This is a genomic window from Amycolatopsis thailandensis, from assembly GCF_042723255.1.
Classification (GTDB): Bacteria; Actinomycetota; Actinomycetes; order Mycobacteriales; family Pseudonocardiaceae; genus Amycolatopsis; species Amycolatopsis thailandensis.
Genome location: NZ_JBHXJK010000021.1, coordinates 1 through 25,067 on the forward strand (window position 1 = coordinate 1; position 25,067 = coordinate 25,067).

Annotated in this window: 9 protein-coding genes; 5 read left to right on the top strand and 4 right to left on the bottom strand. The window is 70.9% G+C overall.

What is annotated here, in order from left to right; translation table 11 throughout:
• Positions 1 to 126: 126 nt before the first annotated feature.
• The 4 genes from ACFWMR_RS11135 to ACFWMR_RS11150 are packed head-to-tail and all read right to left on the bottom strand — an operon-like array spanning position 127 to position 5,760.
• Positions 127 to 1,674, bottom strand: a complete 1,548-nt coding sequence (locus ACFWMR_RS11135) for an MFS transporter (protein WP_378378252.1) — start codon at positions 1,672 to 1,674, stop codon at positions 127 to 129.
• Complete coding sequence (locus ACFWMR_RS11140) at positions 1,671 to 2,609, bottom strand: ACP S-malonyltransferase (protein ID WP_378378253.1); 939 nt, start codon at positions 2,607 to 2,609, stop codon at positions 1,671 to 1,673. Before ACFWMR_RS11140 ends, ACFWMR_RS11135 begins: the two co-directional genes overlap by 4 nt.
• Before the next feature lie 27 nt (positions 2,610 to 2,636).
• Positions 2,637 to 4,049, bottom strand: coding sequence for a class I adenylate-forming enzyme family protein (locus tag ACFWMR_RS11145; RefSeq protein ID WP_378378254.1), 1,413 nt, complete (start codon positions 4,047 to 4,049; stop codon positions 2,637 to 2,639).
• A 19-nt stretch (positions 4,050 to 4,068) separates the two neighbouring features.
• The gene (locus ACFWMR_RS11150) at positions 4,069 to 5,760 is read right to left on the bottom strand and encodes a flavin monoamine oxidase family protein (RefSeq protein WP_378378255.1); all 1,692 of its coding nucleotides are present in this window, start codon (positions 5,758 to 5,760) and stop codon (positions 4,069 to 4,071) included.
• 288 nt (positions 5,761 to 6,048) lie between these two features.
• Between ACFWMR_RS11150 and ACFWMR_RS11155 the strand changes: the two genes are divergently transcribed.
• The 5 genes from ACFWMR_RS11155 (at position 6,049) to ACFWMR_RS11175 (ending at position 24,585) form a co-directional block, all read left to right on the top strand.
• On the top strand, positions 6,049 to 12,453 hold the full coding sequence (locus tag ACFWMR_RS11155; RefSeq protein ID WP_449224322.1) for an SDR family NAD(P)-dependent oxidoreductase: 6,405 nt from the start codon (positions 6,049 to 6,051) through the stop codon (positions 12,451 to 12,453).
• On the top strand, positions 12,453 to 12,674 hold the full coding sequence (locus tag ACFWMR_RS11160) for a hypothetical protein (RefSeq protein ID WP_093939382.1): 222 nt from the start codon (positions 12,453 to 12,455) through the stop codon (positions 12,672 to 12,674). Before ACFWMR_RS11155 ends, ACFWMR_RS11160 begins: the two co-directional genes overlap by 1 nt.
• A gap of 11 nt (positions 12,675 to 12,685) precedes the next feature.
• Positions 12,686 to 22,504: an SDR family NAD(P)-dependent oxidoreductase gene (locus ACFWMR_RS11165; RefSeq protein ID WP_449224323.1), complete on the top strand. Its 9,819-nt coding sequence runs from the start codon at positions 12,686 to 12,688 to the stop codon at positions 22,502 to 22,504.
• A 143-nt stretch (positions 22,505 to 22,647) separates the two neighbouring features.
• Entirely contained in the window at positions 22,648 to 23,187 is a 540-nt protein-coding gene (locus ACFWMR_RS11170) for a GNAT family N-acetyltransferase (RefSeq protein WP_378378258.1), read from the top strand.
• 159 nt (positions 23,188 to 23,346) lie between these two features.
• A complete protein-coding gene (locus ACFWMR_RS11175) occupies positions 23,347 to 24,585 on the top strand; it encodes an HNH endonuclease signature motif containing protein (RefSeq protein WP_378378259.1) in 1,239 nt (412 codons plus the stop codon).
• Positions 24,586 to 25,067: the final 482 nt, after the last annotated feature.

Genomic DNA, 25,067 nt, shown 5'->3' on the forward strand with positions numbered 1-25,067 from the left:
ACGACCACCCCGGCCTGGCGCGGCGGTGGGGTTGTGAAAGCCACGTTCGCAACTTTCAACGTTGCGAACGTGGCTTTCACAACAACCTCCGAAGCCGGCACGTAGGCGAGCGAGTACGACAGTCGCCTAACCGCGGGTGCTCTCGGCCACCGGGTCGGGTTGAGGGGGTACGTCCGTCTCGATCACCTTCGGGACTCCGCGCAGGCTCCGCAGCGCCACCACCGCGAGGACGACCATCACCGCCGCGCTGCCGAGCATGCTGGTCCGGATGCCGCCGACGAACGACTCCTCGGCCGCCGTGCGGACCGCCGTCGCCACCGGTTCCGGCAGGCCGGTCGCGACCGCCGCGGTGGCGCTGAACGACTCCCGCACCTGGGCGGCCAGATCGGGCGGCACGCCGGCGGGCAGGGTCAGTTCGGCGTGGTAGACCGCCGACAGCACGCTGCCGACCACCGCGATGCCGAGCGAGCCGCCCAGTTCGTACGCGGTGGCGGAGATCGCCGACGCGGCACCGGCGCGGTCTCGCGGGACCGTGCCGAGGATGGTGTCGCCGGTGACGGTCAGGGTGAGTCCCGCGCCCGCCCCGAACGCGACCTGCGCGGCCAGCACCAGCAGGTACGGCGACTCCGTGCTGATCGCACCGAACAGCCCGAAGCCGACCGACGCCAGCGCCAGCCCGCCCGAGACCGTCGGCGCCCGGCCGAACCGGCGCACCGCCTTGGCCGCCAGCACACCGCCCGCGACGAGCGCCGCGATGGCGCCCGGCACGAACGCCAGCCCGGAGCGCAGCGGGCTCCAGCCCAGCACGAGCTGGAAGTACTGACTGGAGATCAGGGCGAACGCCGACATCGTGAACACCGACACCAGATTCGAGCCGACCGAGGCGGAGAATCCACGGCGCCGGAACAGATCCAGGTCGATCAACGGCTGATCGAGCCGTCGCTGGCGCCGCGCGAACCACCACAGCGACGCGCCACCGACCGCGAAAGCGCCGAGCACCTCCGGGTACCACAGGCCGACGTAGAAAGCGCCCTTCAGCGCGTACACCACGGCGACCAGGCCGACGATGGACAGCAGCACACTGGGCAGGTCGAGCCGCAGTTTGCCGCTGGACCGCGATTCGGGCACGACCCGGGCGGCGCCGAGGATCAGCAGCGCCACCGGGATGTTGACCAGGAACACCGAGCCCCACCAGAAATGCTCCAACAGGACACCGCCGACGATCGGGCCGATCGCGAAACCCGCGGCCGACACCCCGGCGGTGACCCCCACCGCCGCCGTCCGCGCTCGTTGAGTGGTGAAAACCGCGCGCAGCAACGAAGTCGTCGAGGGCAGCACGGCGGCGCCCGCGATTCCCAGCAGCGCGCGGGCCGCGATGAGCGTCTCGGAGCTCGGGGCGTAGGCGGCCACCAACGAGCCCAGTGCGAACGCGGTCACCCCGATCAGCAGCACCCGCCGCCTGCCGAACCGGTCGCCGAGGTTGCCCATCGTCACCAGCAGGCCGCCCATGGCGAAGCCGTAGACGTCCGCGATCCACAGCAGTTCCTCGGCCGACGCGCCGAGCTGGGTGGTCAGCGCGGGGACCGCCAGATGCAGCACGGTCATGTCGATCGCGACCATCAGCTGCGCCAGGCAGGACACCATGATCGTCGCGATGTCGCGTGCCTTGCTCATGCGGCCACCGCCTCGGGCAGCCGGGGCCGGGGTTTCGGTTTCCAGGTGTCCTTGAGGTCGGCGCGCAGCAGGGTGAACGCCGACGTCAGCCCGGGCAGCCGGTGCAGCAGGTGGTCCGGGCCGGCGACGAGGACCCGGCCGACGCCGAGCCCGGCGAACCGGTGGACCAGCCCCGGCAGCCGCACCGCGTTGACCGTCGACTCCAGCAGGAGCGACGCGGCCTCGTCGCCGGTCCGGATCGGCTCTCCGTCCTGATCGGACACGATCGGCAGGACCGGATCCGCGAATCCGAACCCGCCGAAGACCTCTTCCGCCAGCCTGTCGCGCAGGCCGCCGAGCATCCGCGCGTGGGCCGCGGGACGCATGGTCGTGAGCGCGTACCCGCCCGCCGCCCGCACCCGCCGGACGAATTCGTCCAATTCGGACTCGCGCAGGGTCACCAGATGGACCTCGTCGTCGAACCGGCCGGACAACTCGTGGCCGATCCCGTCGAGGATCTCGCCGAGCGCCGGTTCCGGTGTACGCACGATGAACTGGCTGACGAGATCCTGGTGCGACGTCTCGAAGTACTCCCGTTCCCGGCGAGCGACGGCGTCGACGAGCCGGACGAGATCCGGCACGGGAAGGGCACCGGCGCGGACCACGGCGGCGCGTTCACCGAAACTGGCGCCGCCGACCGCGACCGGCACCAGCCCGTGCTCCCGCTCCGCGCGTTCGGCCAGCGCCAGCGACGCGAGCACGAACGCGATCTGGGTGTGCTCGTTGTACTCCTCGTCCGCTCTGGCGAGCGGATCCAGCAGGGAGCGCCCGAGCGCGTGCTCTGCCACGCCGAGCAGGCGCCGGGCCAGGGGATCGATGACGAGGAACCGGCCCAGTTCCGCAGCACGGGCCGGGCCCATGCCGGGAAAGAGGACGGCATCGGTGGAATTTCCCACAGTGCGCACCCAGTTTCGTGGTGGGGATCAGAGTTGTTCGGCGGCGGCGAACTGCTCCAGCCGCTTCCGGTCCGGTTTCCCGTTGCGGTTCAACGGGAACTGATCGGTGACGAGGACTCGGTTCGGCTGCTCGGCGGGCGGCAGCACACCGCAGATCCGGTCACGCCAATAACGCGAGTCCCGTTGTGCGTCGTCCTCGACGACGAACACCAGGCTCGATCCGCGACGCTGGTCGGGGAGCGCGACGATCTTCGCGGAGCAGCCGTCGGCGGCCAAGCGATGCTCGATCACCTCGGGGTGCAGGGTGTGCCCGTTGCGGTGCACCGCCCGTTTGCGCCCGACGACGAACAGGTTCCCGTCCGCGTCGAGCCTGCCGAGGTCGCCGGTGGCGTACCAGCCGCGGTCGGCAGGCAGCACCTGGCCGGTGGCGTCGAGGTAGCCCTCCATGAGATCCGGGTCGAGCACGAACAGTTCGCCGACCTCGTCGTGGGGCAGCACGGTGCCGTCGTCGGCGCGGACCTGAAGCGTCAGCCCCTCCACGATCTGCCCGCAGCCGCGCGGATTCCCGATGTTGGCGAAGGCGACGTTGCCCATCTCGGTGCTGCCGTAGCTGTCGAGCAGCGGCATGCCGAACAGCTCTTCCGACTGGTCGACGACCCCGGGTTCGAGCGGGGCGGCGCCGCTGCACAGCATGCGCACGCGGGAGAATTCCGCTTTGAGGGCAGGACGTTTGCCGATGATGTTGAACAGGCTGCGATAGGTGGACGGCGTCGCGTCGACGACCGTCGCCCCGGCGCGTCCGGCCAGGCGCAGCGCCCGGTCCGGACGGCGGTACGGCGCGATCACCAGCGAGCAGTCCCGCAGCCACGCGATCATCACCATGGACAGGCCGTACTGGTGGTTGAACGGCAGCAGCGGCAGGAGGACGTCGTCGGCGACGTGGCCGACGAGATCCGCGTTGCGTTCCAGGTTCTTCAGGAACCGCGCGCCGTTCTTCGCGACTCCCTTGGGGACACCGGTCGAACCGGACGACCACATGACGAGACTGTCGGGCAGCTTTTCCCAGACGTCGAACCGCAAGCGGACATCGGTCGGGGTCCGGTCGGCGGCGGCGACCATGATCTCGTAGGTGTAGGCCACGGGCGCGTCCGGCGGCATCGGCGCGTCGTCGTCGACGACGGCCAGCACGACACCCGAACCGGCGATCGTCTCGGCCGTGCGATCTGCGTGTTCCATGTGGTCGACGAGCACCACCGACGCGCCGACGTGCATCAGCGCGACGAGGATCGTCAGATAGGCCAGCGTGTTGTCGGCCTTGAGCAGGACACGGTCACCGGAGCCGACGCCCCGGTCCCGCAGTACTTCGGCGACGCGGAGGGCCTGCTGTTCGAAGGCCGCGCCGCCGGTGACCGCGTCGGGGGAATAGATCTTCGCGAACATGGGGAAGTCCTTTCCGCTGTCAATCCAGGCTCACCGGGGCGATCTCGTCGAACACGTCGCCGGGACCGGGGTTGTCCGGATGGGTGCCGCCGCCCAGGTGCTCGACGACGCCCCACACGGCGTTCAGCGCGGTGGTGACCGCGCTCTCGGAGAAACCGGCGATCCACGCGACGTCGTCGCCGGCGAGGAAGAAGCCGCGGTGGTTCTCGGCGGCGCCGCGTTGCATGAACTGGGTGAACAGCCGCCGCTGATAGCGATAGCTGCCCGGCAGGCAGGATTTGAAGGCGCCCTTGAAATGCGGCTGCGTCTCCCAGGTGATCGCGATCGGCGGGCCGATCATGTGCGAGCGGATGTCGACGCCCGGGTAGATCTTGGCCAGCGCGTCCAGCATCACGTCGAGCCGCTCGTCCGGGGTCAGCGAGGCGACCTTCAGCGAGTCGTCGTTCCAGGTGTAGGAGAGCAGCATCGTGCCGGGTTCGTCGGGGCCGTTGTCGATCAGGTAGACCCCGCGCGGGATGCGGTCGGTGAGCGTCGTGCTCATCACGTCCCGCCCGGTCGCCGGGTCCTGGTCGAGCCAGAACGGCCGGTCGGTGATGACGAACAGCTTCGACGCGCCCATGTAGTGCGTGCGCTCCAGCGCGGTCCAGACCGGCTGCGGCAGCAGGGAGTCGTCGCTCTTCATCCCCGAGAGCAGGTTCCAGTTCTGCGCGGCGAAGATCGCGGCCGGGTAGGTGCGCACGTCGCGGTTCGCGTCCTCGATGGTGAACCCGCGGCCGGTCCGGTCGATCCGCACGACCGCCGGGCGCGGCTCGCCGCCGTGCAGGCTCTTCAGCGAGGTGCCGGACGGCCAGTATTCGAGGTCGGCGGGCTCGTCCGCCCACAGGCCGAGCGGCAGCTGCTGGCAGCCGCCGATGATCCGGTGGTGCTCGTCGCTGGTGTCGGTGCAGATCACCCGCAGGATCTCGAGCGCGGAGTTGGGGAAGTCGGTGTCCCAGCCGCCGCAGCCGAAGCCGACCTGCCCGAAGATCTCGCGGTGCTCGAAGGAGGAGAACAGCGGGGACGAGGTCAGGAAGCCGTAGAACGACACGTTGTCGAACTTGGTGACCAGGTGGTTCCACAGTGCCTTGATGGTCGAGATGTCGCGGCGCCGGATGGCGTCCTCCATCAGCGACATGTCGGCCTGCTCCTGCAACGTCTTCGTCCAGGCGTCGTTGACCTCGCGGTACACCGGCGGGAGGTCGGCGGACGTGCGGGCCCAGTGGTTCTCGCCGTGCAGGTTGATCACCGTGCTCGGCGACGCGGGGGAGAGCGGGTTGGGGAACGGCGTCGTTTCCAGCCCGACCTTGTCGATGTAGTGGAAGAGCGCCCCGGCGGACGGCGGGAAGCGCATGGCGCCCAGTTCGGCGACGGCGTCCGGGTAGCCGGGCAGGCTCACCGAGCGCATCCGGCCGCCCAGCTGTTCGGCCTCGTAGATCACCGGCTTCAGGCCGAGCTTCATCAGCTCGTAAGCGGCCACCATCCCGGACAGGCCGCCGCCGATCACCGCGACCTCGGTGCCGTGCGCTTGGCGCGGTACCCGGCCGATTCCGGCGGGATGGCGGATCCAGTCGTCGTAGGCGAACGGGAAATCGGGGCACAGCATGCTCGTCGGCGGCGCCGCCTCGGCCCGCTGGCGGGGCAGGACGCGTTCTTCGACGGGAGACATGGTCATCGGCGTTACCTCCGGCACTAGTTCTGGCGTCGCGCTGACGACCCCGGGCCGGCACGGCGGACGCCGGCGTTCTCGTGCGGCTACGGGTCTCAACGGTGAAATCCGGTTCGCCGAAAGCCACGTTAACGATTCCGATCAGGGGCGCTGGATACCTTTTCCACCGCTTGTCCACGACCCGGAAACCCGGCAGGGAGCGGGCGGTTACCCGGCGGTGGAACAGTTCCGTCCCGGCCGCGACGGCCCCTGTGGCTAGCTGGACCGCGACTTCCCTGTGCCAGGCGACCCGAGGTGGCGAGTGCGCGCATGACCGAGCTGGATTCCCTGCGACGGCTGGAAAGCAGGCCGCGCGCCGAACGGCGCCGGACGCTGCTGGGCCTGGTGCGACGGGCGACGTCGGCGGTGCTGGACGGGCCGCTCCCGGCCGGCCGCACCTTCGCCGACCTCGGGTTCGACTCCCTGCTGGCGGTGAAGCTGCACGCGTGGCTGAGCGCCGAAACCGGGCTCGACCTGCCGGTGACCCTCGCCTACGACCATCCCGGGCCGGAGGCGCTGGCGGACTTCCTCGACGAGTGTCTCTTCGGAGCCGAGTCCGCCGCCGCAGCGGAAGGCGAAGCGGCCTCCGGCGAGCCGATCGTGATCGTCGGCATCGGCTGCCGGTTCCCCGGTGGCGCGGATTCGCCCGCCGCCCTGTGGTCCCTGGTGGACGAAGGCCGGGACGTCGTCACGGAGTTCCCCCGCGACCGAGGCTGGGACGTCGACGGCCTGTACGACCCCCGGCCGGGAGTGCCGGGCCGGACCTACGTGCGCCACGGCGGGTTTCTGCCCGGCGCGGCCGAATTCGACGCCGGGTTCTTCGGGATCTCGCCGCGCGAGGCGCTCGCGATGGATCCGCAGCAGCGCCTGGCCCTGGAGACGGCGTGGGAGGCCCTGGAACGCGCCGGGATCGACGCCGGGACCCTGACCGGCAGCCGGACGGGGGTGTTCGTCGGTGTCGAGCCGCAGGAATACGGCACCCGCCTGGCCGACGCGCCCGAAGGCCTCGACGGCCTCCTGCTCACCGGCAGCGCGCCGAGCGTCGTCTCCGGCCGGATCGCGTACATTCTGGGCCTGCAAGGGCCCGCACTGACCGTCGACACCGCCTGTTCCGGTTCGCTGGTCGCCCTCCATCTCGCGGTCCGTGCGCTGCGGAGCGGTGAATGCGGCCTCGCGCTGGCGGGCGGGGTGGCGGTGCTCGGCACGCCCGGTCCGTTCGTGGCCTTCTCACATCAGCGCGGTCTGGCGCCGGACGGGCGCTGCAAGCCGTTCTCGGCCGCGGCGGACGGCACCGCGTGGGCCGAAGGCGCCGGGATGTTCGTCCTGGAAAGGCTTTCCGACGCCGAGCGCCACGGTCATCCGATTCTCGCGGTGATCCGCGGCAGCGCGGTGAACTCCGACGGCGCCTCGAACGGGCTCACCGCGCCGAACGGCCCGTCGCAGCAGCGGGTGATCCGCGCGGCGCTGGCCGACGCCGGAATCGGCGCGTCCACTGTGGACGCCGTCGAGGCGCACGGGACCGGGACCACCCTCGGCGACCCGATCGAGGCGCAAGCACTGCTCTCGACCTATGGCCAGAATCGGGAAACGCCGCTGTGGCTGGGTTCGGTGAAGGCCAACATCGGGCACGCACAGGCCGCGGCGGGCGCGGCCGGGGTGATCAAGATGATCATGGCGCTCCGACACGATCGGCTGCCGCGTACCCTGCACGGCGACACGCCGACCCCGGCGGTCGACTGGTCGTCCGGCGCGGTCTCGCTGCTGGCCGAGCCGGTGGAGTGGCCTCGCGGCGAGGAACCGCGCCGGGCCGCGGTCTCGTCGTTCGGCATCTCCGGTACCAACGCCCATCTGATCCTCGAAGAACCGGCGCTCGCCGCTCCCGAGGAGCCCGTGCCCCCGGCGTCTTCACCGGTCGCCGTCGCGTTCTCGGCCGCCGATCCAGACGCGTTGCGCGCCCACGCGGCCCAGCTCGCCACCGTCGAAGCCAATCCGACGGACCTCGCTTTTTCGCTGGCCAAAACCCGCGCGACGCTGGCCGAACGCGCCTTCGTCGTCGCGTCGGACGCGGCGAGCCTGACGGACGCCTTGACCGCTTTCGACGACCGCGTCCTGCGGGGCGGTCCTCTCCAGGAGCCCGGCGACCTCGCGTACCTCTTCACCGGACAGGGCACCCAGCGGATCGCGATGGGCCGTGAGCTCTACGACGCGTACGACGGCTACGCCAAGGCTTTCGACGAGGTCTGCGCCCACGTGGACCTGCAACTCGACCCGCCGCTGCGGGATGTGGTGTTCGGCGGCGCGGACCCGGCGCTGCTGGACCGGACCGATTACGCGCAGCCCGCGCTGTTCGCCGTCGAGGTCGCCCTGTTCCGGCTGCTGGAGTCCTGGGGTGTCGCCCCCGCTTATCTGTGCGGGCATTCGGTCGGGGAGTTCGCGGCCGCGCACGTCGCGGGCGTGCTGTCGCTGTCGGACGCCGCGATGCTGGTGACCGCGCGCGGCAGGCTCATGCGCGAGCTTCCCGACGGCGGTGCGATGGTTTCCATGCGCGCCAACGAAGAAACGGCTCGCGCGCTGCTGCTCGGGCACGAGCGTGAGGCCGGAATCGCGGCGGTCAACGCCGAGGAGGCCGTCGTGCTGTCCGGCGCGCGTGCCGCACTGGAGGCGGCGATCGCGGGCTTCGACGGCAAGGTCAAATGGCTCAACGTCAGCCACGCCTTCCACTCGCCGCTGATGCGGGACATGCTCGACGACTTCGCCCGGATCGCGAGGCTCGCCGACTACCACCCCGCGAACCTCCCGATCGTCTCGACGGTCACCGGCGAGATCGGCGGGCACGACTCGGCCGAGTACTGGATCGGGCACGTCGAAGCGACCGTCCGGTTCGCCGACGCGCTGCGCGTCCTGCGTGACGCAGGCTGCGGCACCTACCTGGAACTGGGCCCGGACGGCGTCCTGTCGTCGCTGGTCGACGACGGCGTGGCGCGCCCGCTGCTGCGCCGCGACCGGCCTGAAGTTCCCGAAATCCTGACCGCGCTGGGCACGGCTTACGTGCGCGGGGTGGACGTCGACTTCGCCGCGCTCGCCCCGGGCGGCCGCCGGATCGACCTGCCGACGTACCCGTTCCAGCGGTCGCGGTACTGGCTCACTCCTGGCCCCGGCGGGAACGCGCGCGGGCTCGGCCTGCGTCGCGCCGAACATCCGCTCCTCGGCGCGGTGGTCGCGGTTCCCGGCGGCGACACGGTCTTCACCGCCCGGCTCTCGGCGACCGACCAGCCGTGGCTGAGCGGTCACCGGGTCGGCGACGACATTCTGTTCCCCGGCACGGGTTTCCTCGAACTGGCCTTGCACGCGGGCGCCGAGACCGGCTGCGGCCGCGTCGAAGAACTGACCCTGGGTGCGCCGCTCGTGCTTTCGGCGCCGGTCGAGGTCCAGGTCGTGGTGGCCGCCGCGGACGACGACGGCCGCCGCGCGGTCACCGTCCACTCGCGACCGGAGCGCGGCGAGGACTGGACGCGGCACGCGAACGGCACGCTTGTCCCTGACAGCGATGCCGCCGCCCTGACCGTCCAGTGGCCGCCTCCGGGAGAATCCCAGCCCCTGGAAGGTTTTTACGACGACCTGCCCGGCTTCGACTACGAGGGTGTGTTCCGCGGCCTGCGATCGGTGTGGGTCGACGGCGACGACGTCCACGCCGAAGTCGAGCTCTCCGCCGACGAGGGCGGGGGCTTCGGCATCCATCCGGCTCTGCTGGACGCCGGGCTGCACGCGATGTTCTTCCGCGAGTCGGCGGACACCGCCGGAGGACTGCCGTTCTCCTGGTCGGACGTCCGGTTGCGGGCGAGCGGCGCGACCGCGTTGCGGCTGCGGATCACCTTCCACGCCGAGGACACCGTTTCACTGGTCGCCGTCGATCCGTCCGGCGCCGAAGTGCTGAGCGTCGGCTCGCTGGTCGTCCGACGCCCTGCCGCACGTGGACGTGAGCTTCCCACCGGCCTGTTCACTGTGGACTGGACGCCGGTCGCGGCCGCGGAACCGGTGGCGTGCACCGCGTATCCCGAGGTCGTCCCCGGCAAGCCCGCCGTGCTGTCGGTGCTGCCGGAAGGCGACCCGATCACGTCCACGCACGAGCTCGGCACCCGGGTGCTGGAAGTGCTCCAGGACTGGCTGGCCAGGGACGAGTCCACTTTGGTCGTCCACACACGACACGCGGCGGGACCGGACGCGACCGATCCGGCCGCCGCCTCGATCTGGGGTCTGGTGCGCAGCGCGCAGGCCGAACACCAGGGCCGGTTCGTCCTCGTCGACGGCGAGGCCGAAGACGTGCCGATGGCCGTGGCTACCGGGGAACCGCAGGTCGCGGTGCGCGACGGCGTTCCGCTCGTCCCACGGATCGCCGAGGCGGGCGCGGGCGTCCTCCTGGCACCCGAGGGACCGTGGCGGCTCGACAAATCCGGCGAGGGCACGGTCGAAAACCTCGCGCTGACACCGATCGAGGAGCCGGATCTCGGACCGGACGACGTCCGCATCGCCGTACGCGCGGCCGGGCTGAACTTCCGCGACGTGCTGAACGTCCTGGGCATGTACCCGGGCGAGGCCGGGCCGCTGGGCTGCGAGGTCGCCGGGACCGTGCTGGCCACCGGCGCCGCGGTGACCGATCTGGCGCCGGGCGACCGCGTGATGGGCATGGTGCACGGCGGGATCGGCCCGGTCGCCGTCGGCGAGCGCCCCTTCCTCACCCGGGTCCCGGACGCCTGGACCGACGAGCAGGCCGCGACCGTGCCGCTGGTCTTCCTGACCGCTTACTACGCGCTGGTCGACCTGGCCGGGCTCAAGGCAGGCGAGTCGATCCTGATCCACTCGGCCGCCGGCGGGGTCGGGATGGCCGCGACCCAGCTCGCGCGCCACCTGGGCGCGGAGGTGTACGGCACCGCGAGCGAAGGCAAACAGCACGTCCTGCGCACCGCCGGACTGACGGCGGACCACATCGCCTCCTCTCGGACCCTCGACTTCGCCGAGGCCTTCCGGACCGCCACCGGCGGACGCGGGGTCGACGTCGTGCTCAACTCCCTCGCGGGCGAGTTCGTCGACGCCTCCCTGGCCGCGACCGCGTCCGGCGGCCGCTTCCTCGAAATGGGGAAGACCGACGTCCGCGCTCCCGAGAACGTCGCCTACCAGGCCTTCGACCTGATCGAAGCGGGGAAGACGCGCACCGCCGAGATCTGGGCCGAGCTCATCGCCCTGTTCGACAAAGGCGCGCTCACGCCGCTGCCGGTGCGGACCTGGGACGTCCGGCACGCGCCCGACGCGTTCCGGTTCGTCAGCCAGGCCCGGCACATCGGCAAGGTCGCGCTCACGGTGCCGCGAGCCCTCGACCCGGAGCGGCCGGTGCTCGTCACCGGTGGCACCGGCGGACTCGGCGCGCTCGTCGCGAAGCATCTCGTGACCACGCACGGAGTCCGCAAGCTGCTGCTCACCAGCCGTCGCGGTCCGGACGCGCCGGGCGCGGGCGAACTCGCCGACGAGCTCACCGGCCTGGGCGCCGAAGTCCGGATCGTGGCCTGCGACGTCGCCGACCGCGACGCGCTCGCGAACCTGCTGGACGGTGTCGAGCTGACCGGTGTCGTGCACACCGCGGGCGTCCTCGACGACGGCGTACTGACCGGTCTGACCCCCGAAAGGCTCGCGAAAGTGTTGCGCCCCAAGGTGCACGCGGCCTGGCACCTGCACGAGCTGACCCTCGGCCACGACCTCGCGCTGTTCGCGCTCTACTCCTCGGTGTCCGGGATCGTCGGCTCCGCCGGCCAGGCCTCCTACGCCGCCGCGAACACGTTCCTGGACGCGCTCGCCGTCCAGCGTCGCGCACGCGGCTTACCCGCCGTCTCGCTCGCGTGGGGCCTCTGGCGGGAAGGAATGGGTAGCGGGCTGGCCGAGCACGACGTCGACCGGATGGCCCGAGAAGGTCTGCCGCCGCTGACCGCGGAGACCGGGCTTTCCCTGTTCGACGCCGCTCTCGACGGTGGGTTCACCGCCGTCCTCCCGATCGAGGTAGACAGGGCGGCGTTGCGCGCCCACGCCCGGACCACCGAGGTGGCGCCGGTCCTGCGTGGCCTCGCGAAGGTCGCCACCCGGCGCGCGGCGGGCCCCTCGTCGAACGGTGGAGCAGGGCTCGCCGAACGGCTTACCGCTTTGCCCGACGAAGAACGCACGGCGCTGCTGATCGATCTGGTGCGGCACAACGCCGCCGCCGTCCTCGGGCACGAGGCGGGCGGCATGATCGACCCGGCGCGCGCCTTCAAGGACCTCGGATTCGACTCGCTGACGTCGGTCGAACTCCGCAACCGGATCAATGGCGTCACCGGGCTGCGGCTGTCGGCCACCGCCGTCTTCGACCATCCGACCGTCGCCTCGCTGGCCGCGCATCTGCTGGCCGAACTGGCCCCGCCGTCGCTCAGCGCGGCCGACGCCGTGCTGGCCGAACTCGACGCGCTCGAAGCGCGCCTGGCCGGGGTCGACGACGACGGCCGGACAGCGGTCACCGGACGTCTCCGGGCGCTGCTCGACGGCCTCACCACGACGGGAACCGACGTCGGCGGGCGGCTGGAGGACGCGACCGCGGACGAAGTCGTCGACTTCCTGGCCACTGAATTGGGGATTTCCTGATGGCGGACAAGAAAGCGGTCGCCGAGGTGCTCGCCGACATCGAGCGGCTGAGCGAACGCCTGGGCGACCTGAAACCCGAAGACCGCAAGAAGGTCGCCAAGCCGCTGAAGAAGCTGCTGCTGTCCTACGCGGCCGGAGACAAGGACGACGAGTTCGACGACCTGCTCTTCGACGCCGCTGTCGACAAGGTCTTCGGCTTCATCACCGACGAGATCTTCTGACCAGCGAGGGTGTGATGGCGGACCAAGAGAAGCTTCTCGACCTGCTGAAGCGTGTGACCGGGGACCTGCACCGGACCCGGGAACGGCTGCGTGACGCCGAGGACGGACGGCACGAGCCGATCGCGATCGTCGGCATGGCCTGCCGGTTCCCCGGCGGGGCCGACACCCCCGCCGCGCTGTGGGATCTGGTCGAATCCGGCCGCGACGGGATCGGCGAGTTCCCCGCCGACCGTGGCTGGGACACCTCCGGCCTGTTCGACGACGACCCCGACCGGCGCGGGACAACCTACGTGCGCACCGGCGGTTTCCTGCCCGGCGCGGCCGGGTTCGACGCCGAGTTCTTCGGGATCTCGCCGCGTGAGGCGCTGGCCATGGAGCCGCAGCAGCGGCTGCTGCTGGAGGTCGGCTGGGAGGCCGTCGAACGCTCCGGCCTCGACCCGGCCGCGTTGCGCGGCAGCCCCACCGGTGTCTACGTCGGCGTTTCCGCGCAGGAATACGGGCCGCGCCTGCACAACCCGGGCGACACGGTGGACGGCTACCTGCTCACCGGCACCACGTGCAGTGTCCACTCCGGACGGATCGCGTACCAGCTCGGCCTGGAGGGCCCGGCGGTCTCGATCGACACGGCGTGCTCGTCGTCCCTGGTCGCCGTGCACGCCGCGGTGCGGGGGCTTCGCGCGGGGGAGTGCACTCTCGCCCTCGCCGGCGGCGTCAATCTGATGGCATCGCCGGGTATCTTTGTCGACTTCGCGCGCCAGCGAGGCCTGGCGCCCGACGGCCGCTGCAAGTCCTTCTCCGACGACGCCGACGGCACCGCGTGGGCCGAGGGTGTCGGGATGCTCGTGCTGGAGAAGCTGTCCGACGCCCAGCGCAACGGACACCGGATCCTCGCCGTGGTGCGGGGAACCGCGGTGAACTCCGACGGCGCGTCCAACGGGCTCACCGCGCCGAACGGCCCGTCGCAGCAACGCGTGATCCGTGCCGCGCTCGCCGACGCCCGACTGTCCACTTCGGACGTCGACGCCATCGAGGCGCACGGCACGGGGACCAGGCTGGGCGATCCGATCGAGGCCGAAGCGCTGATGGCCACCTACGGCCGTGACCGCGAGCGTCCGTTGTTCCTCGGTTCGGTCAAGTCGAACTTCGGGCACGCGCAGGCCGCGGCCGGCGTCGCCGGGATCATCAAGATGGTCGAGGCGATGCGCCACGGTGTCCTGCCGCCCACCCTGAACGTCGGCACGCCCAGCCGCGAGGTCGACTGGGCCGCCGGACCGGTCTCGCTGCTGACCGAACGCACGCCGTGGCCCGAGACCGGGCGTCCGCGCTCGGCGGCGGTGTCGTCGTTCGGGATCAGCGGGACCAACGCGCACGTCGTGCTGGAACAGGCCCCCGCCCCGGAGATCCCCGTTGCCGGGGACGCGCCCGCCGTCGTGCCGCTGCTGTTGTCCGCGGCCACCGAACCGGCGCTGATCGCGCAGGCGTCCCGGCTGTTGTCGATCGCCGGAACCGCTGAGCCGATCGACGTCGCCCACACGCTGACCACGCGCGCGGCGCTGCCGTACCGGGCTGTCGTCACGGGCACCGACTGGGAATCCCTTTCGGCGGGTCTGGCCGACGTGACCGCGACTCGGGTCACCGAGGGCGGACTGGCGTTCCTGTTCACCGGTCAGGGTTCGCAGCGTGTCGGCATGGGCGCCTCGTTGTATGAGGCGTTTCCGGTCTTCGCGGCCGCGTACGACGAGGTTTCCGCACTGCTGCCGGAGATCGGGGATCTGTCACGGACGGAGTTCGCGCAGCCCGCGATCTTCGCGCTTGAGGTGGCGTTGTTCCGGTTGGTGGAGTCGTGGGGTGTGCGGCCGGATTATCTGGCTGGGCATTCGATCGGTGAGATCGCGGCGGCTCATGTCGCGGGTGTTCTCTCGTTGGGGGACGCGGCGAAGCTGGTGACGGCGCGTGGCCGGTTGATGCAGGCGTTGCCCGAGGGTGGCGTCATGGTCGCTGTCCAGGCCTCCGAGGGCGAACTCGGCGAGTTGCCGGACGGCGTTTCGCTTGCCGCCGTGAACGGGCCTTCTTCGGTGGTGTTGTCGGGCGCCGAGGAACCGACGCTCGCCTTCCTGGAGCGGTTCAGTGACCGGAAGACCAAGCGTCTGGACGTTTCGCACGCGTTCCACTCGGTGCTGATGGAACCGATGCTGGACGACTTCGCCGCGGTGGTGCGGGAACTGACGTTCTCGGAGCCGCGCATCCCGATGTCGTCGCCCGTGACCGACCCGGCCTACTGGGTCGCCCATGTCCGCGACACCGTGCGGTTCTCCGACGCGGTGCAGCGCCTGACGGCGGCCGGGGTCACGAAGTTCTTCGAGCTCGGCCCGGATGCCGTGCTCAGCGCGCTGGTCGACGGCGGAATCCCCGCCCTGCGCCGCGGTCACGACGAACCCCGGCAGCTGGTCACCGCGGTCGGCGCGCTGCACGCGCGCGGTGTCGCGGTCGACTGGACCGCGTACCTCGGTGGCAGCGGGAGCTTCACCGACCTGCCGACGTATGCCTTCCAGCACGAGTACTTCTGGCTCGGCCAGGAAAGCGACGCCGACGTCACCGCCGCCGGGCTCGCCGCCGCCGATCATCCGCTGCTCGGCGCCGCGGTGTCCGTCGCCGCTGACGACGGTGTCCTGCTCACCGGGCGGCTTTCGCTCGACCGGCACCCGTGGCTGGCCGACCACGTCGTCGCGGGCCGGGTGCTCGTCCCCGGCACCGCGTTCGCCGAGCTCGCCGTGCGCGCGGGCGACGAAGCCGGTTGCCCGGGAGTCGAAGAGCTCGTCCTCCAGGAACCGCTGGTCCTCGAACCCGGTGCCGCGCCCGAGGTCCAGGTCGTCGCGGGTGCCGCCGACGAGCACGGCCGACGCCCGGTGTCGATCCACTCGCGACTGCCCGAGCGCCCGTGGATCACCCACGCCACCGGCTTCCTCGGCAACCCGCCGGTGTCCACTATGGACACACCGTGGCCGCCGGAGAACGCCGAAGCCTTGAGTCTCGAAGACGCCTACGACCGGCTCGCCGCCGCCGGACTGGCCTACGGGCCGATGTTCCAGGGCTTGCGCAAGGTCTGGCGTCGCGGCGGCGAGATCTTCGCCGAGGTCGCCTTGCCGGAGCCCGAACAGGCCGCCAAATTCGGCCTGCACCCGGCCTTGCTGGACGCCGCCCTCCAGGCCACCGCCGTCCCGGGCGAGGACCAGGGCTCGGTTCCGTTCGCTTGGCGCGACGTCGTGCTGCACGCCCGGGGAGCGACCGAACTCCGCGTGCACGCCCGGCCGGTCGCCGACGGCTTCGCTTTCGCTCTCGCCGACGGGACTGGTGCCCCTGTCGCCTCCGTCGGCGGGCTCGGCGTCCGCGCCGTCACGGCCACGGCCTCGGTGCAGGACGGCCTCTATCGCGTCGAGGACGTTCCACTTCCCGCCGGTTCCTCGGACGTCACCCCCGCCGCGGTACTGGAAGCCGATTCGCTCGACGCCACCCTCGCCGCGCTGCAGGATTTCCTGGCCACCGACGAGCTTGATCCGCTGGTGGTGCTGACCAGGCACGAAGGCGCGGTCGAGGGCCTGGTCCGGGCAGCGCAGGCGGAGCATCCCGGCCGGATCGTCCTGGTCCGGGGCGGTCATGCCGACGTCGACGCCGCCCTGGCCACCGGCGAACCCGAAGTGCGCGCCTCCGAGGGATCGCTGTTCGCGCCACGCCTGGCGAGGGCCGGAACCGGCGGGTCCACACTGGACACCTCCGGCACCGTGCTGATCACCGGCGGAACAGGCGGGCTCGGCGCCCGTGTCGCCCGGCATCTGGTCGCCGAACACGGGGTCCGGAATCTGCTGCTGGTCAGCCGTCGCGGTGAGGCCGCGCCCGGCGCCAAGGAACTCGCCGAAGAGCTCGGGGCCCGGATCGAAGCCTGCGACGTCGCCGACCGTGACCAGGTGCGCGAGCTCCTGGACCGGGCCGATCCTCCGGTCACCGGCGTCGTCCACGCGGCGGGTGTCCTCGACGACGGCGTCGTCACGTCGCTGACGCCCGAGCGGCTCGACGGCGTCTTCCGGGCGAAGGCGACCGCCGCCCACGTGCTCGACGAACTCACCGGCGACCTCGACTTCTTCGTCCTGTTCTCTTCGATCGCCGGGGTGTTCGGCTCGCCGGGGCAGGCGGCCTACTCCGCCGCCAACGCCGAACTCGACGCCCTCGCGCGGCGGCGTCGCGCCGACGGGAAGCCCGCCCAGTCGCTGGCCTGGGGCTTGTGGCGCGACGGGATGGGCGCCGCGCTCAGCGACACCGACCGGGACCGGATCGGCAAGGACGGCTTCGGCGCTCTCGAACCGGATGAAGGCCTCGCGCTGTTCGACGCCGCCGTGGCGGATGGCGGTGCCGTCCTCGTTCCGGTGCGGCTCGACCTCGCCGTCGTGCGGAACGCCGGGGTCCCGCCCCTGCTTCGCGGTCTGGTCCGCGTCCGGACGCGCCGCGAGGCCGCCCGCCGCACCGATACCGGCCTTGCGGGGCGGCTCGCTGGACTGTCCGGGGCAGACAGGGAAGCCCTGCTGATCGAGCTGGTCCGGGCCCGCGTCGCCGCCGTCCTCGGCAGGGCGGGCGCCGAGACCGTGGAGCCGTCGCGACCGTTCACCGAACTGGGCTTCGACTCGCTGACGTCGGTCGAACTGCGCAACGAGCTCAGCGCCGAGACCGGCTTGCGGCTGCCCGCGACCCTCGTCTTCGACCACCCGAGCCCGGTGGCGGTGGCCGCGTTCCTCGGCGCCGAACTGCTCGGCGCCCCGGAACCGGCCCGTCCGGTGGTGACCCGCCGAGGCACCGTCGACGAACCGATCGCGATCGTCGCGATGAGCTGTCGCTATCCCGGCGGCGTCCGGTCGCCCGAGGATCTGTGGGACCTCGTCGACGCGGGCACCGACGCGATCTCGCCGTTCCCCGGCGGGCGCGGCTGGGACGTCGACGGCATCTACGACCCCGAGCCCGGCCTGCCCGGCAAGACCTACACCCGGCACGGCGGGTTCCTGCACGACGCGGGCGAATTCGACCCCGAGTTCTTCGGGATCTCGCCCCGGGAAGCGCTCGCGATGGATCCGCAGCAGCGTCTGCTGCTCGAAATCAGCTGGGAGGCCCTCGAACGCGCCCGGCTCGACCCGGCTTCGCTGAAGGGCAGCGCCACCGGCGTGTTCGCCGGGATCATGTACTACGACTACGCCGCGAAACTGGCCAGCGTCCCCGACAGCGTCGCCGGGTTCCTGGGCACGGGCACGTCGGCCAGCGTGCTGTCCGGGCGGGTCGCGTACACCCTCGGGCTGGAGGGGCCGGCGGTGTCGGTCGACACGGCGTGTTCGTCTTCGCTGGTCGCCCTGCATCTGGCCGCCCGGTCGCTGCGGGCGGGGGAGTGCGACATGGCGCTCGCCGGCGGGGTCACCGTGATGGCGACGCCGGAGACGTTCCTCGACTTCTCCCGCCAGCGCGGGCTTTCCCCGGACGGCCGCTGCAAGTCGTTCTCCGCCGACGCCGACGGAACCGGCTGGTCGGAGGGCGCCGGAATCCTCGTGCTGGAGCGGCTTTCGGACGCCCGCCGCAACGGGCATCCGGTGCTGGCCGTGGTCCGCGGCTCGGCGGTCAACCAGGACGGCGCGTCCAACGGGCTCACCGCGCCGAACGGGCCCTCGCAGCAGCGCGTGATCCGCGCGGCGCTCGCCGACGCCGGTCTGTCCACTTCGGACATCGACGCGGTCGAAGCGCACGGCACGGGAACGCGGCTGGGTGACCCGATCGAGGCGCAGGCGCTCATCGCGACCTACGGTGCCGAGCGGGATGAGCCGTTGTGGTTCGGTTCGGTCAAGTCGAACCTCGGCCACACGCAGGCCGCGGCGGGGGTCGCCGGGATCATCAAGATGGTCGAGGCGATGCGGCGGGGCACCCTGCCCCGGACCCTGCACGCGGCGGAACCGTCGACCGAGGTCGAATGGGACGCCGGCGCGATCGAACTGCTCACGGAGCCGCGCGAGTGGCCCGGCTCGGGCAGGCCGCGCCGTGCCGCGGTGTCGTCGTTCGGGATCAGCGGGACCAACGCGCACGTCGTCCTGGAACAGGTCCCGGCCGAAGTGCCCGCCGAGCCTGCCTCGCACGGCGTCGTGCCTTGGGTGCTTTCGGCGAAGACCGATCAGGCACTGGCCGAGCGCGCTCGCGCACTTCTGTCTCTTGTGGACACTCCGGACTCGCGTGACGTCGCGTACTCCCTGGCCACGACACGGACCGCGCACGAGCGCCGGGCCGCGGTCGTCGGGGCGGACGCGGCCGGTTTGCGTGCCGGGCTCGAAGCTGTCGCCGAAGGTGGCGGAATCACCGGCAAGGCGCAGCTGGGCAAGCTGGCGTTCCTGTTCACCGGTCAGGGTTCGCAGCGTCTCGGGATGGGTGCCGGGCTTTATCGGGCGTTCCCGGTGTTCGCGGCGGCTTATGACGAGGTGACCGCGCTGCTGCCCGAGTTCGGTGATCTGTCGCGGACGGAGTTCGCGCAGCCCGCTATTTTCGCGCTTGAGGTGGCGTTGTTCCGGTTGGTGGAGTCTTGGGGTGTGCGGCCTGATTTCTTGGCTGGGCATTCGATCGGTGAGATCGCGGCGGCTCACGTCGCCGGTGTGTTGTCGTTGGAGGACGCGGCGAAGCTCGTCGTGGCGCGTGGCCGCTTGATGCAGGCGTTGCCCGAGGGTGGCGTGATGGTCGCTGTCCAGGCCTCCGAGGGCGAACTCGGCGAGTTGCCGGACGGAGTTTCTCTCGCGGCGGTCAACGGGCCGACCTCGTTGGTGTTGTCCGGCGCCGAAGAGCCGACGCTCGCTGTCGTCGGGCGGTTCAGCGGCCGCAAGACCAAGCGACTGGACGTCTCGCACGCGTTCCACTCGGTGCTGATGGAGCCGATGCTGGACGAGTTCGCCGCGGTCGTGCGGGAATTGACGTTCTCGGAGCCGCGCGTTCCGATGCTGTCGCCCGTGACCGACCCGGCGTACTGGATCACGCACCTACGCGACACCGTCCGGTTCGCCGACGCTGTCGAGACACTGCGCGCCGAGGGAGTCACGAAGTTCCTCGAAATCGGCCCGGACGCGGTGCTTTCACCACTCGTCGACGGCATTCCCCTGCTGCGCAAGGGGCACGACGAGGAGGTCACGGCGATGACAGCGCTCGCCACCCTGCACGTGCGGGGTGCCCGGGTCGGCTGGGACGCCGTCCTGCCCGGCGCACGTGCTCTCGATCTGCCGACGTATCCGTTCCAGCGCAAGCATTTCTGGCTGGACCCGGCTCCGGTCGCGGATCTCTCGTCGGCCGGGCTGGACTCACCGGGGCATCCGCTGCTCGCCGCCGGGCTCTCGCTCGCCGAGGGTGACGGCACCGTCCTCACCGGACGGCTTTCGCTCGCGACGCACCCCTGGCTCGCCGGGCACACCGTGCACGACACCGTCCTGCTGCCGGGCGCGGCACTGGCCGAACTCGCCGTCCGGGCCGGTGACGAGGCCGGGCGGCCGCGGCTGGTCGAACTGACCCTGCACGCGCCCGTGGTGATCCCCGAAAGCGGGCCGATCGAACTCCAGGTCGCGGTCAGCGGCGCGGCCGCGGTGACCATCCACTCGCGGATCCCCGGCGAGGACTGGGAACTCAACGCACTCGGCCTGCTGGCCGAGGCGAATCCGCCCGTGAAGGGATTCGCGTGGCCGGACGGCCTCGAGCCGATCGATCTCGGCTCGTTCTACGACGACCTCGCCGACCGCGGGTTCGCCTACGGCCCGCTCTTCCAGGGCCTGCGGGCGGCTTGGCGGCACGGCGAGGACCGCTACGCCGAAATCTCGCTGCCGGAGGAAGCACGCGACGACGCGGCCCGCTTCGGCATCCATCCCGCGCTGTTCGACGCCGCCCTGCACGGCATGTTCCTCGGCGAAGGCGAGGAATCGGGGGCGTTGCCGTTCAGCTGGAGCGACGTCAGCCTGTACGCGACCGGCGCCACCACGGTCCGGGCGCGGCTGCGGTTCCTCGCACCCGGCGAGGTCGCCGTCGACCTGACCGATCTCGCCGGAGCGCCGGTGCTTTCGGTCGGTTCGCTGGTCGTCCGCGCGGTCACCGGTGAACAGTTGCGGGCCGGGGAAGACCGGTCGCTGTTCCGCGTCGAGCACATCGCGGCCGAGCCGGTGCCCACCACGCCGGTGCCCACCACGCCGGTGCCGTGGGCACGGTGGGACGAGGTGACCGAGCCGGTTCCGCCGGTGGTCGTCCTGCCGATGCCCCCGGAAGGGATCCACGCCGTCCTCGCGGCTCTGCAACGCTTCCTGACCGAATCCCGGTTCTCCGGATCAAGGTTGGTCGTGGTCACCGGCGACGGCCTCGACGACGCGGCCGCCGCCGGGCTTGTGCGGTCCGCGCAGGCGGAGAACCCCGGCCGGTTCGTCATCCTCGACGGCGAGGTGTCCGATGTGGACATCGCGCTGGCCACCGGGGAACCCCGGGTCCGGGTCCGGGACGGCCGGGCCGAGGTGCCGCGGCTGGTCCGGGCCGAGCCCGGTCCGAAACCGGACTGGGAGTCCGCCGGCACGGTCCTGATCACCGGCGGCACCGGTGGTGTCGGGGCTCAACTGGCCGAACGGCTCGTCACCGAACACGGCGTCGAAAGCCTGGTCCTCACCAGCCGTCGCGGCCTCGCCGCCCCCGGAGCCAGTGCGCTGGCCGCGCGGCTCGGCGAGCTGGGCGCCGAGGTGCGCGTCGAAGCGTGCGACGTCGCCGACCGCGACGCCGTGGCCGCCCTGCTCGACGGCATCCCCGGCCTGTCGGGCGTCGTGCACGCGGCCGGTGTGCTGGACGACGGCGTCGTCACCGCGCTGACCCCGGAACGCCTGGACCGCGTCCTCGGCCCGAAGGCGGACGGTGCCCGTCACCTGCACGAACTGACCCTCGACCGGCCGCTGACCGAGTTCGTGCTGATCTCGTCGGTGTCCGGCGTGCTCGGCGGACCGGGGCAGGGCAACTACGCCGCGGCCAACGCCTACCTCGACGCGCTGGCCGAGCGACGGCACGCCGACGGCCTGCCCGCGCGGTCGCTCGCCTACGGGATGTGGGCCGCCGAGGGGATGGGCGGTGTCCTCGACCAGGCCCTGATCGACAGGATGCGACGCGACGGCTTCGGTGCGCTGAGTCCGGAGGAGGGCGCGGTGCTGTTCGACGTCGCGCCCGGTCCGGTCGCGGTACCGGTCAAACTCGACCTGGCCGGGCTGCGGGACCAGGCCCGCGCGGGCGTGCTGCCCGCGCTGCTCACGGGGCTCGTCCGGCTGCCCGTGCGACGTGCCGCTTCTCCGGTCACTGAGTCTGTTGTTTTGACACCGGACGCGCTGGAAGACCTGGTCTTGACGCACACCGCGCAGGTACTCGGGTTCGCCACGGCGGGCGAGGTGGACCCGGAGCACGCGTTCACCGACCTCGGATTCGACTCCCTGACCTCGGTCGACCTGCGTAACCGGCTCGCGGCCGCGGCGGGGCGGCAGTTGGGCGCGACGGTGGTGTTCGACCACCCGACCCCGACGGCGCTCGCGGCGCACCTCGGCACGCTGCTGTTCCCCGAAGTGGCGGTGCCGGACGAGGCGCGGCTGCGGCGGGCCCTGGCCGGCGCGTCGCTCGACCGGTTCCGGGAACTGGGCGTGCTGGAGGCTCTGGTGAAGCTGGCCGAAGAGGTGCCTTCGTCTGTCGTGGAGCCCGCTGTCGAGTCCATCGACGATCTGGATGTGGGGGACCTGATCAGCCGGGCGATGTCGAGTTCCGAGGGCTGACGGGGACTTTCCCCGCATCGGACGCTGTGAAGGGCGCTTTCGCTGTCTTGCGATGCGGGGAAAGCGCCCTTCACGGTCTTTCTGGGCCGGTGCCAGGCCGGTGATCCGCCGCCCCAGTAGGCACGCGCGCCATACTGGACTTCATGACTCCAGCGAACCGCCCGGACGTCCACTTGAGGGCGTTCACCGAGGCCGACCTCGCCTTTCTCGACCGCCTCTGCACGGATCCCGATGCGCTCGGCGAGTTCGAGTGGCCCGGATTCGGTGATCCGAGGGCACGCCGCAAGCGATGGGAGATCGACGGGTACATCTCCGCCGAGTCCGCGGCGGTCGCGATCGCGCGGGCCGACGACACGGTGATCGGCATCGTCTCCTGGAAGCCCCGCGGCTTCCCCTCGGGTGTCACCTACGAGATCGGCGTGGGGGTGCTGCCCGAGCATCGCGGACAGGGAGTGGGCACGATGGCGCAGCAGCTGCTCGTGGACTACCTGTTCGGCCGCACGACCGCGAACAGAATCGAAGCCCTCACCAATGGCGGCAACCTCGGCGAGCAGAAAGCCCTCGAACGCCTGGGATTCCGCCGGGAAGGGGTCATGCGCGACAGGTCCTTCTACCACGGCGAGTATGTCGACGTGCTCGTCTACGGCCTGCTCCGCTCAGAGCATCGTCCCGGAACGCCATGAGCACTCCTCCCAACCTGTTCAGAGTGAGGTTGGAAAGGCTCAGTTGCGATTCACCGACGACAAATACAACTCGCTGGCACAAAGCGAAATATCTTCAATCCACTTTTCGGAAACTGGTTCACATTCGCACATGTGTTCGATTTCCGGTATTCTTGCAGGGTGTCCAGTCAGCGAATCCTCGAGCCGCCGCGGGAGTTGTGGCGTGCCGGTGCGCGGGAGCTGGCGCATGGTGTGGTCGAGCGGTTGTCGGTGGCGCGGCAGGCGCTGGCGGAGGTGGGGCAGTTCCTGGTGGAGATCGAATCCCGGGGTCCGATGGAACTGTTCGGGCATGGTTCGACGGCGGGGTGGTTCGCCGAGACTGCCCGGATCACGCCCAAGGAGGCGGGTGCGACCGTGGCGCGGGCGGTGGCGCTGAACGAGGGCCGGAATCTGGACGGCACCCCCGCACCCGCCTTCGCCCCCATCGCAGGTGCCGCCGCGGCCGAGGGTGACCTCGGCCATCAGCAGCTGGATCCGATCCTCGCGCTCCTGAAGAAGATCTCGGCGGATGTGTCGGAGGAGGACCGGTCGGGGGCGGAACGGATCCTGGTGAATCTGGCCCGCCGTGCCGGCCCGCACGAGATCGGCAGGATCGGCGCGGAGCTGCTGGCCCATCTCGATCCTGATGGGAACGAGCCGAAAGACGAGGATCTGCCACCGCCCTCACGCGAGGTGCATGTGCGTGAACGTGAGGATGGCTGGTGGCGGCTCCATGGGCTGCTCGACCCGGAATTCGGTGCTCGCGTGAACGCTCTGTTCGAGACCTGGGGGCAGCGAAGACCGGTCGATGAGGACGGCAACCGCGACCCCCGCACCCCCGGCGAGCGCCACGGTGACGCGTTGTTCGACGCGATCCACTACGCGATGACCAACGACAAGGCTCCGACCCTGTCCGGGGACCGGACCACCATCGTGGTCACCGTCCCCCTCGACACCCTCACCTCGGGACTGGGGATGGCGTGCGTCGACGAAGTCACCCGGATCACCGCCCGGCACGTCCGGATGCTGGCCTGCGACGCGAAGATCATCCCCGCGGTGCTCGGGTCGGAAAGTGAACCCCTCGACATCGGCCGGGCGGCCCGCACCGTCACCCCCGCGCAACGCCGGGCATTGAACCTCCGCGACCACGGGTGCGTCTTCCCCGGCTGCCATCGGAAACCCAAGCACTGCGAGGCTCACCATATTCTTCCGTGGGGTGCACTCGGTGACACCGACCTCGGCAATCTCTGTCTGCTGTGTCGCTACCACCACATGGTCATCCACGGACAATCCGGCTGGACAGTCCGCCTCGCCACCGACGGCAGGCCTGAGTTCGTTCCGCCGCAGTACCTCGACCCACTACAGAAGCCACGCCGCTGAACCCGAGAAGCCCGCCACCACCACCGGCGACGGGCCCCTCGGCATGCCCACACTCAGGTGATCGCCCGCCACGGCCCGAGCCTCTTTAGTTCTTCTCAAAGGTTTCCTTTAGCCGTGTCGTCATGCGCGATATCGCGTAGGCGACCCTGAGCTGAATGGGATTTCAGACTGGTCGGCGACTTCGGCAAGCATATGAACAACCGATCGAACAGCCAGGTCGCTCGCTCGTCGGCCTCAGATACTGCGAGAGCCATGGTCCACCAGGCCGTATCGGTGAAGGGAATCGTGAGTGGTCGAGGCAGTTTAGCGTCCGATTTATGTCTGAATGGGCTGTTCTGTGTGGGTCGCGAGTGATAAAGTGCTGTCACTCAGGGGTGTGTGGAAATAGGGACGTTGAATGTGCGGTGTTTAACCCACCCCAGGATCCGTTGGGGCCACCTGGCCGTGTCCGGGGGGGGGCACCGGGGCGGTGGGGTTTTGGG

Coding starts and splice junctions, on each gene's coding strand:
- ACFWMR_RS11135 (WP_378378252.1), bottom strand. CDS start 1,674: ATGAGCAAGGCACGCGACATCGCGACGATCATGGTGTCCTGCCTGGCG.
- ACFWMR_RS11145 (WP_378378254.1), bottom strand. CDS start 4,049: ATGTTCGCGAAGATCTATTCCCCCGACGCGGTCACCGGCGGCGCGGCC.
- ACFWMR_RS11150 (WP_378378255.1), bottom strand. CDS start 5,760: ATGACCATGTCTCCCGTCGAAGAACGCGTCCTGCCCCGCCAGCGGGCC.
- ACFWMR_RS11160 (WP_093939382.1), top strand. CDS start 12,453: ATGGCGGACAAGAAAGCGGTCGCCGAGGTGCTCGCCGACATCGAGCGG.
- ACFWMR_RS11170 (WP_378378258.1), top strand. CDS start 22,648: ATGACTCCAGCGAACCGCCCGGACGTCCACTTGAGGGCGTTCACCGAG.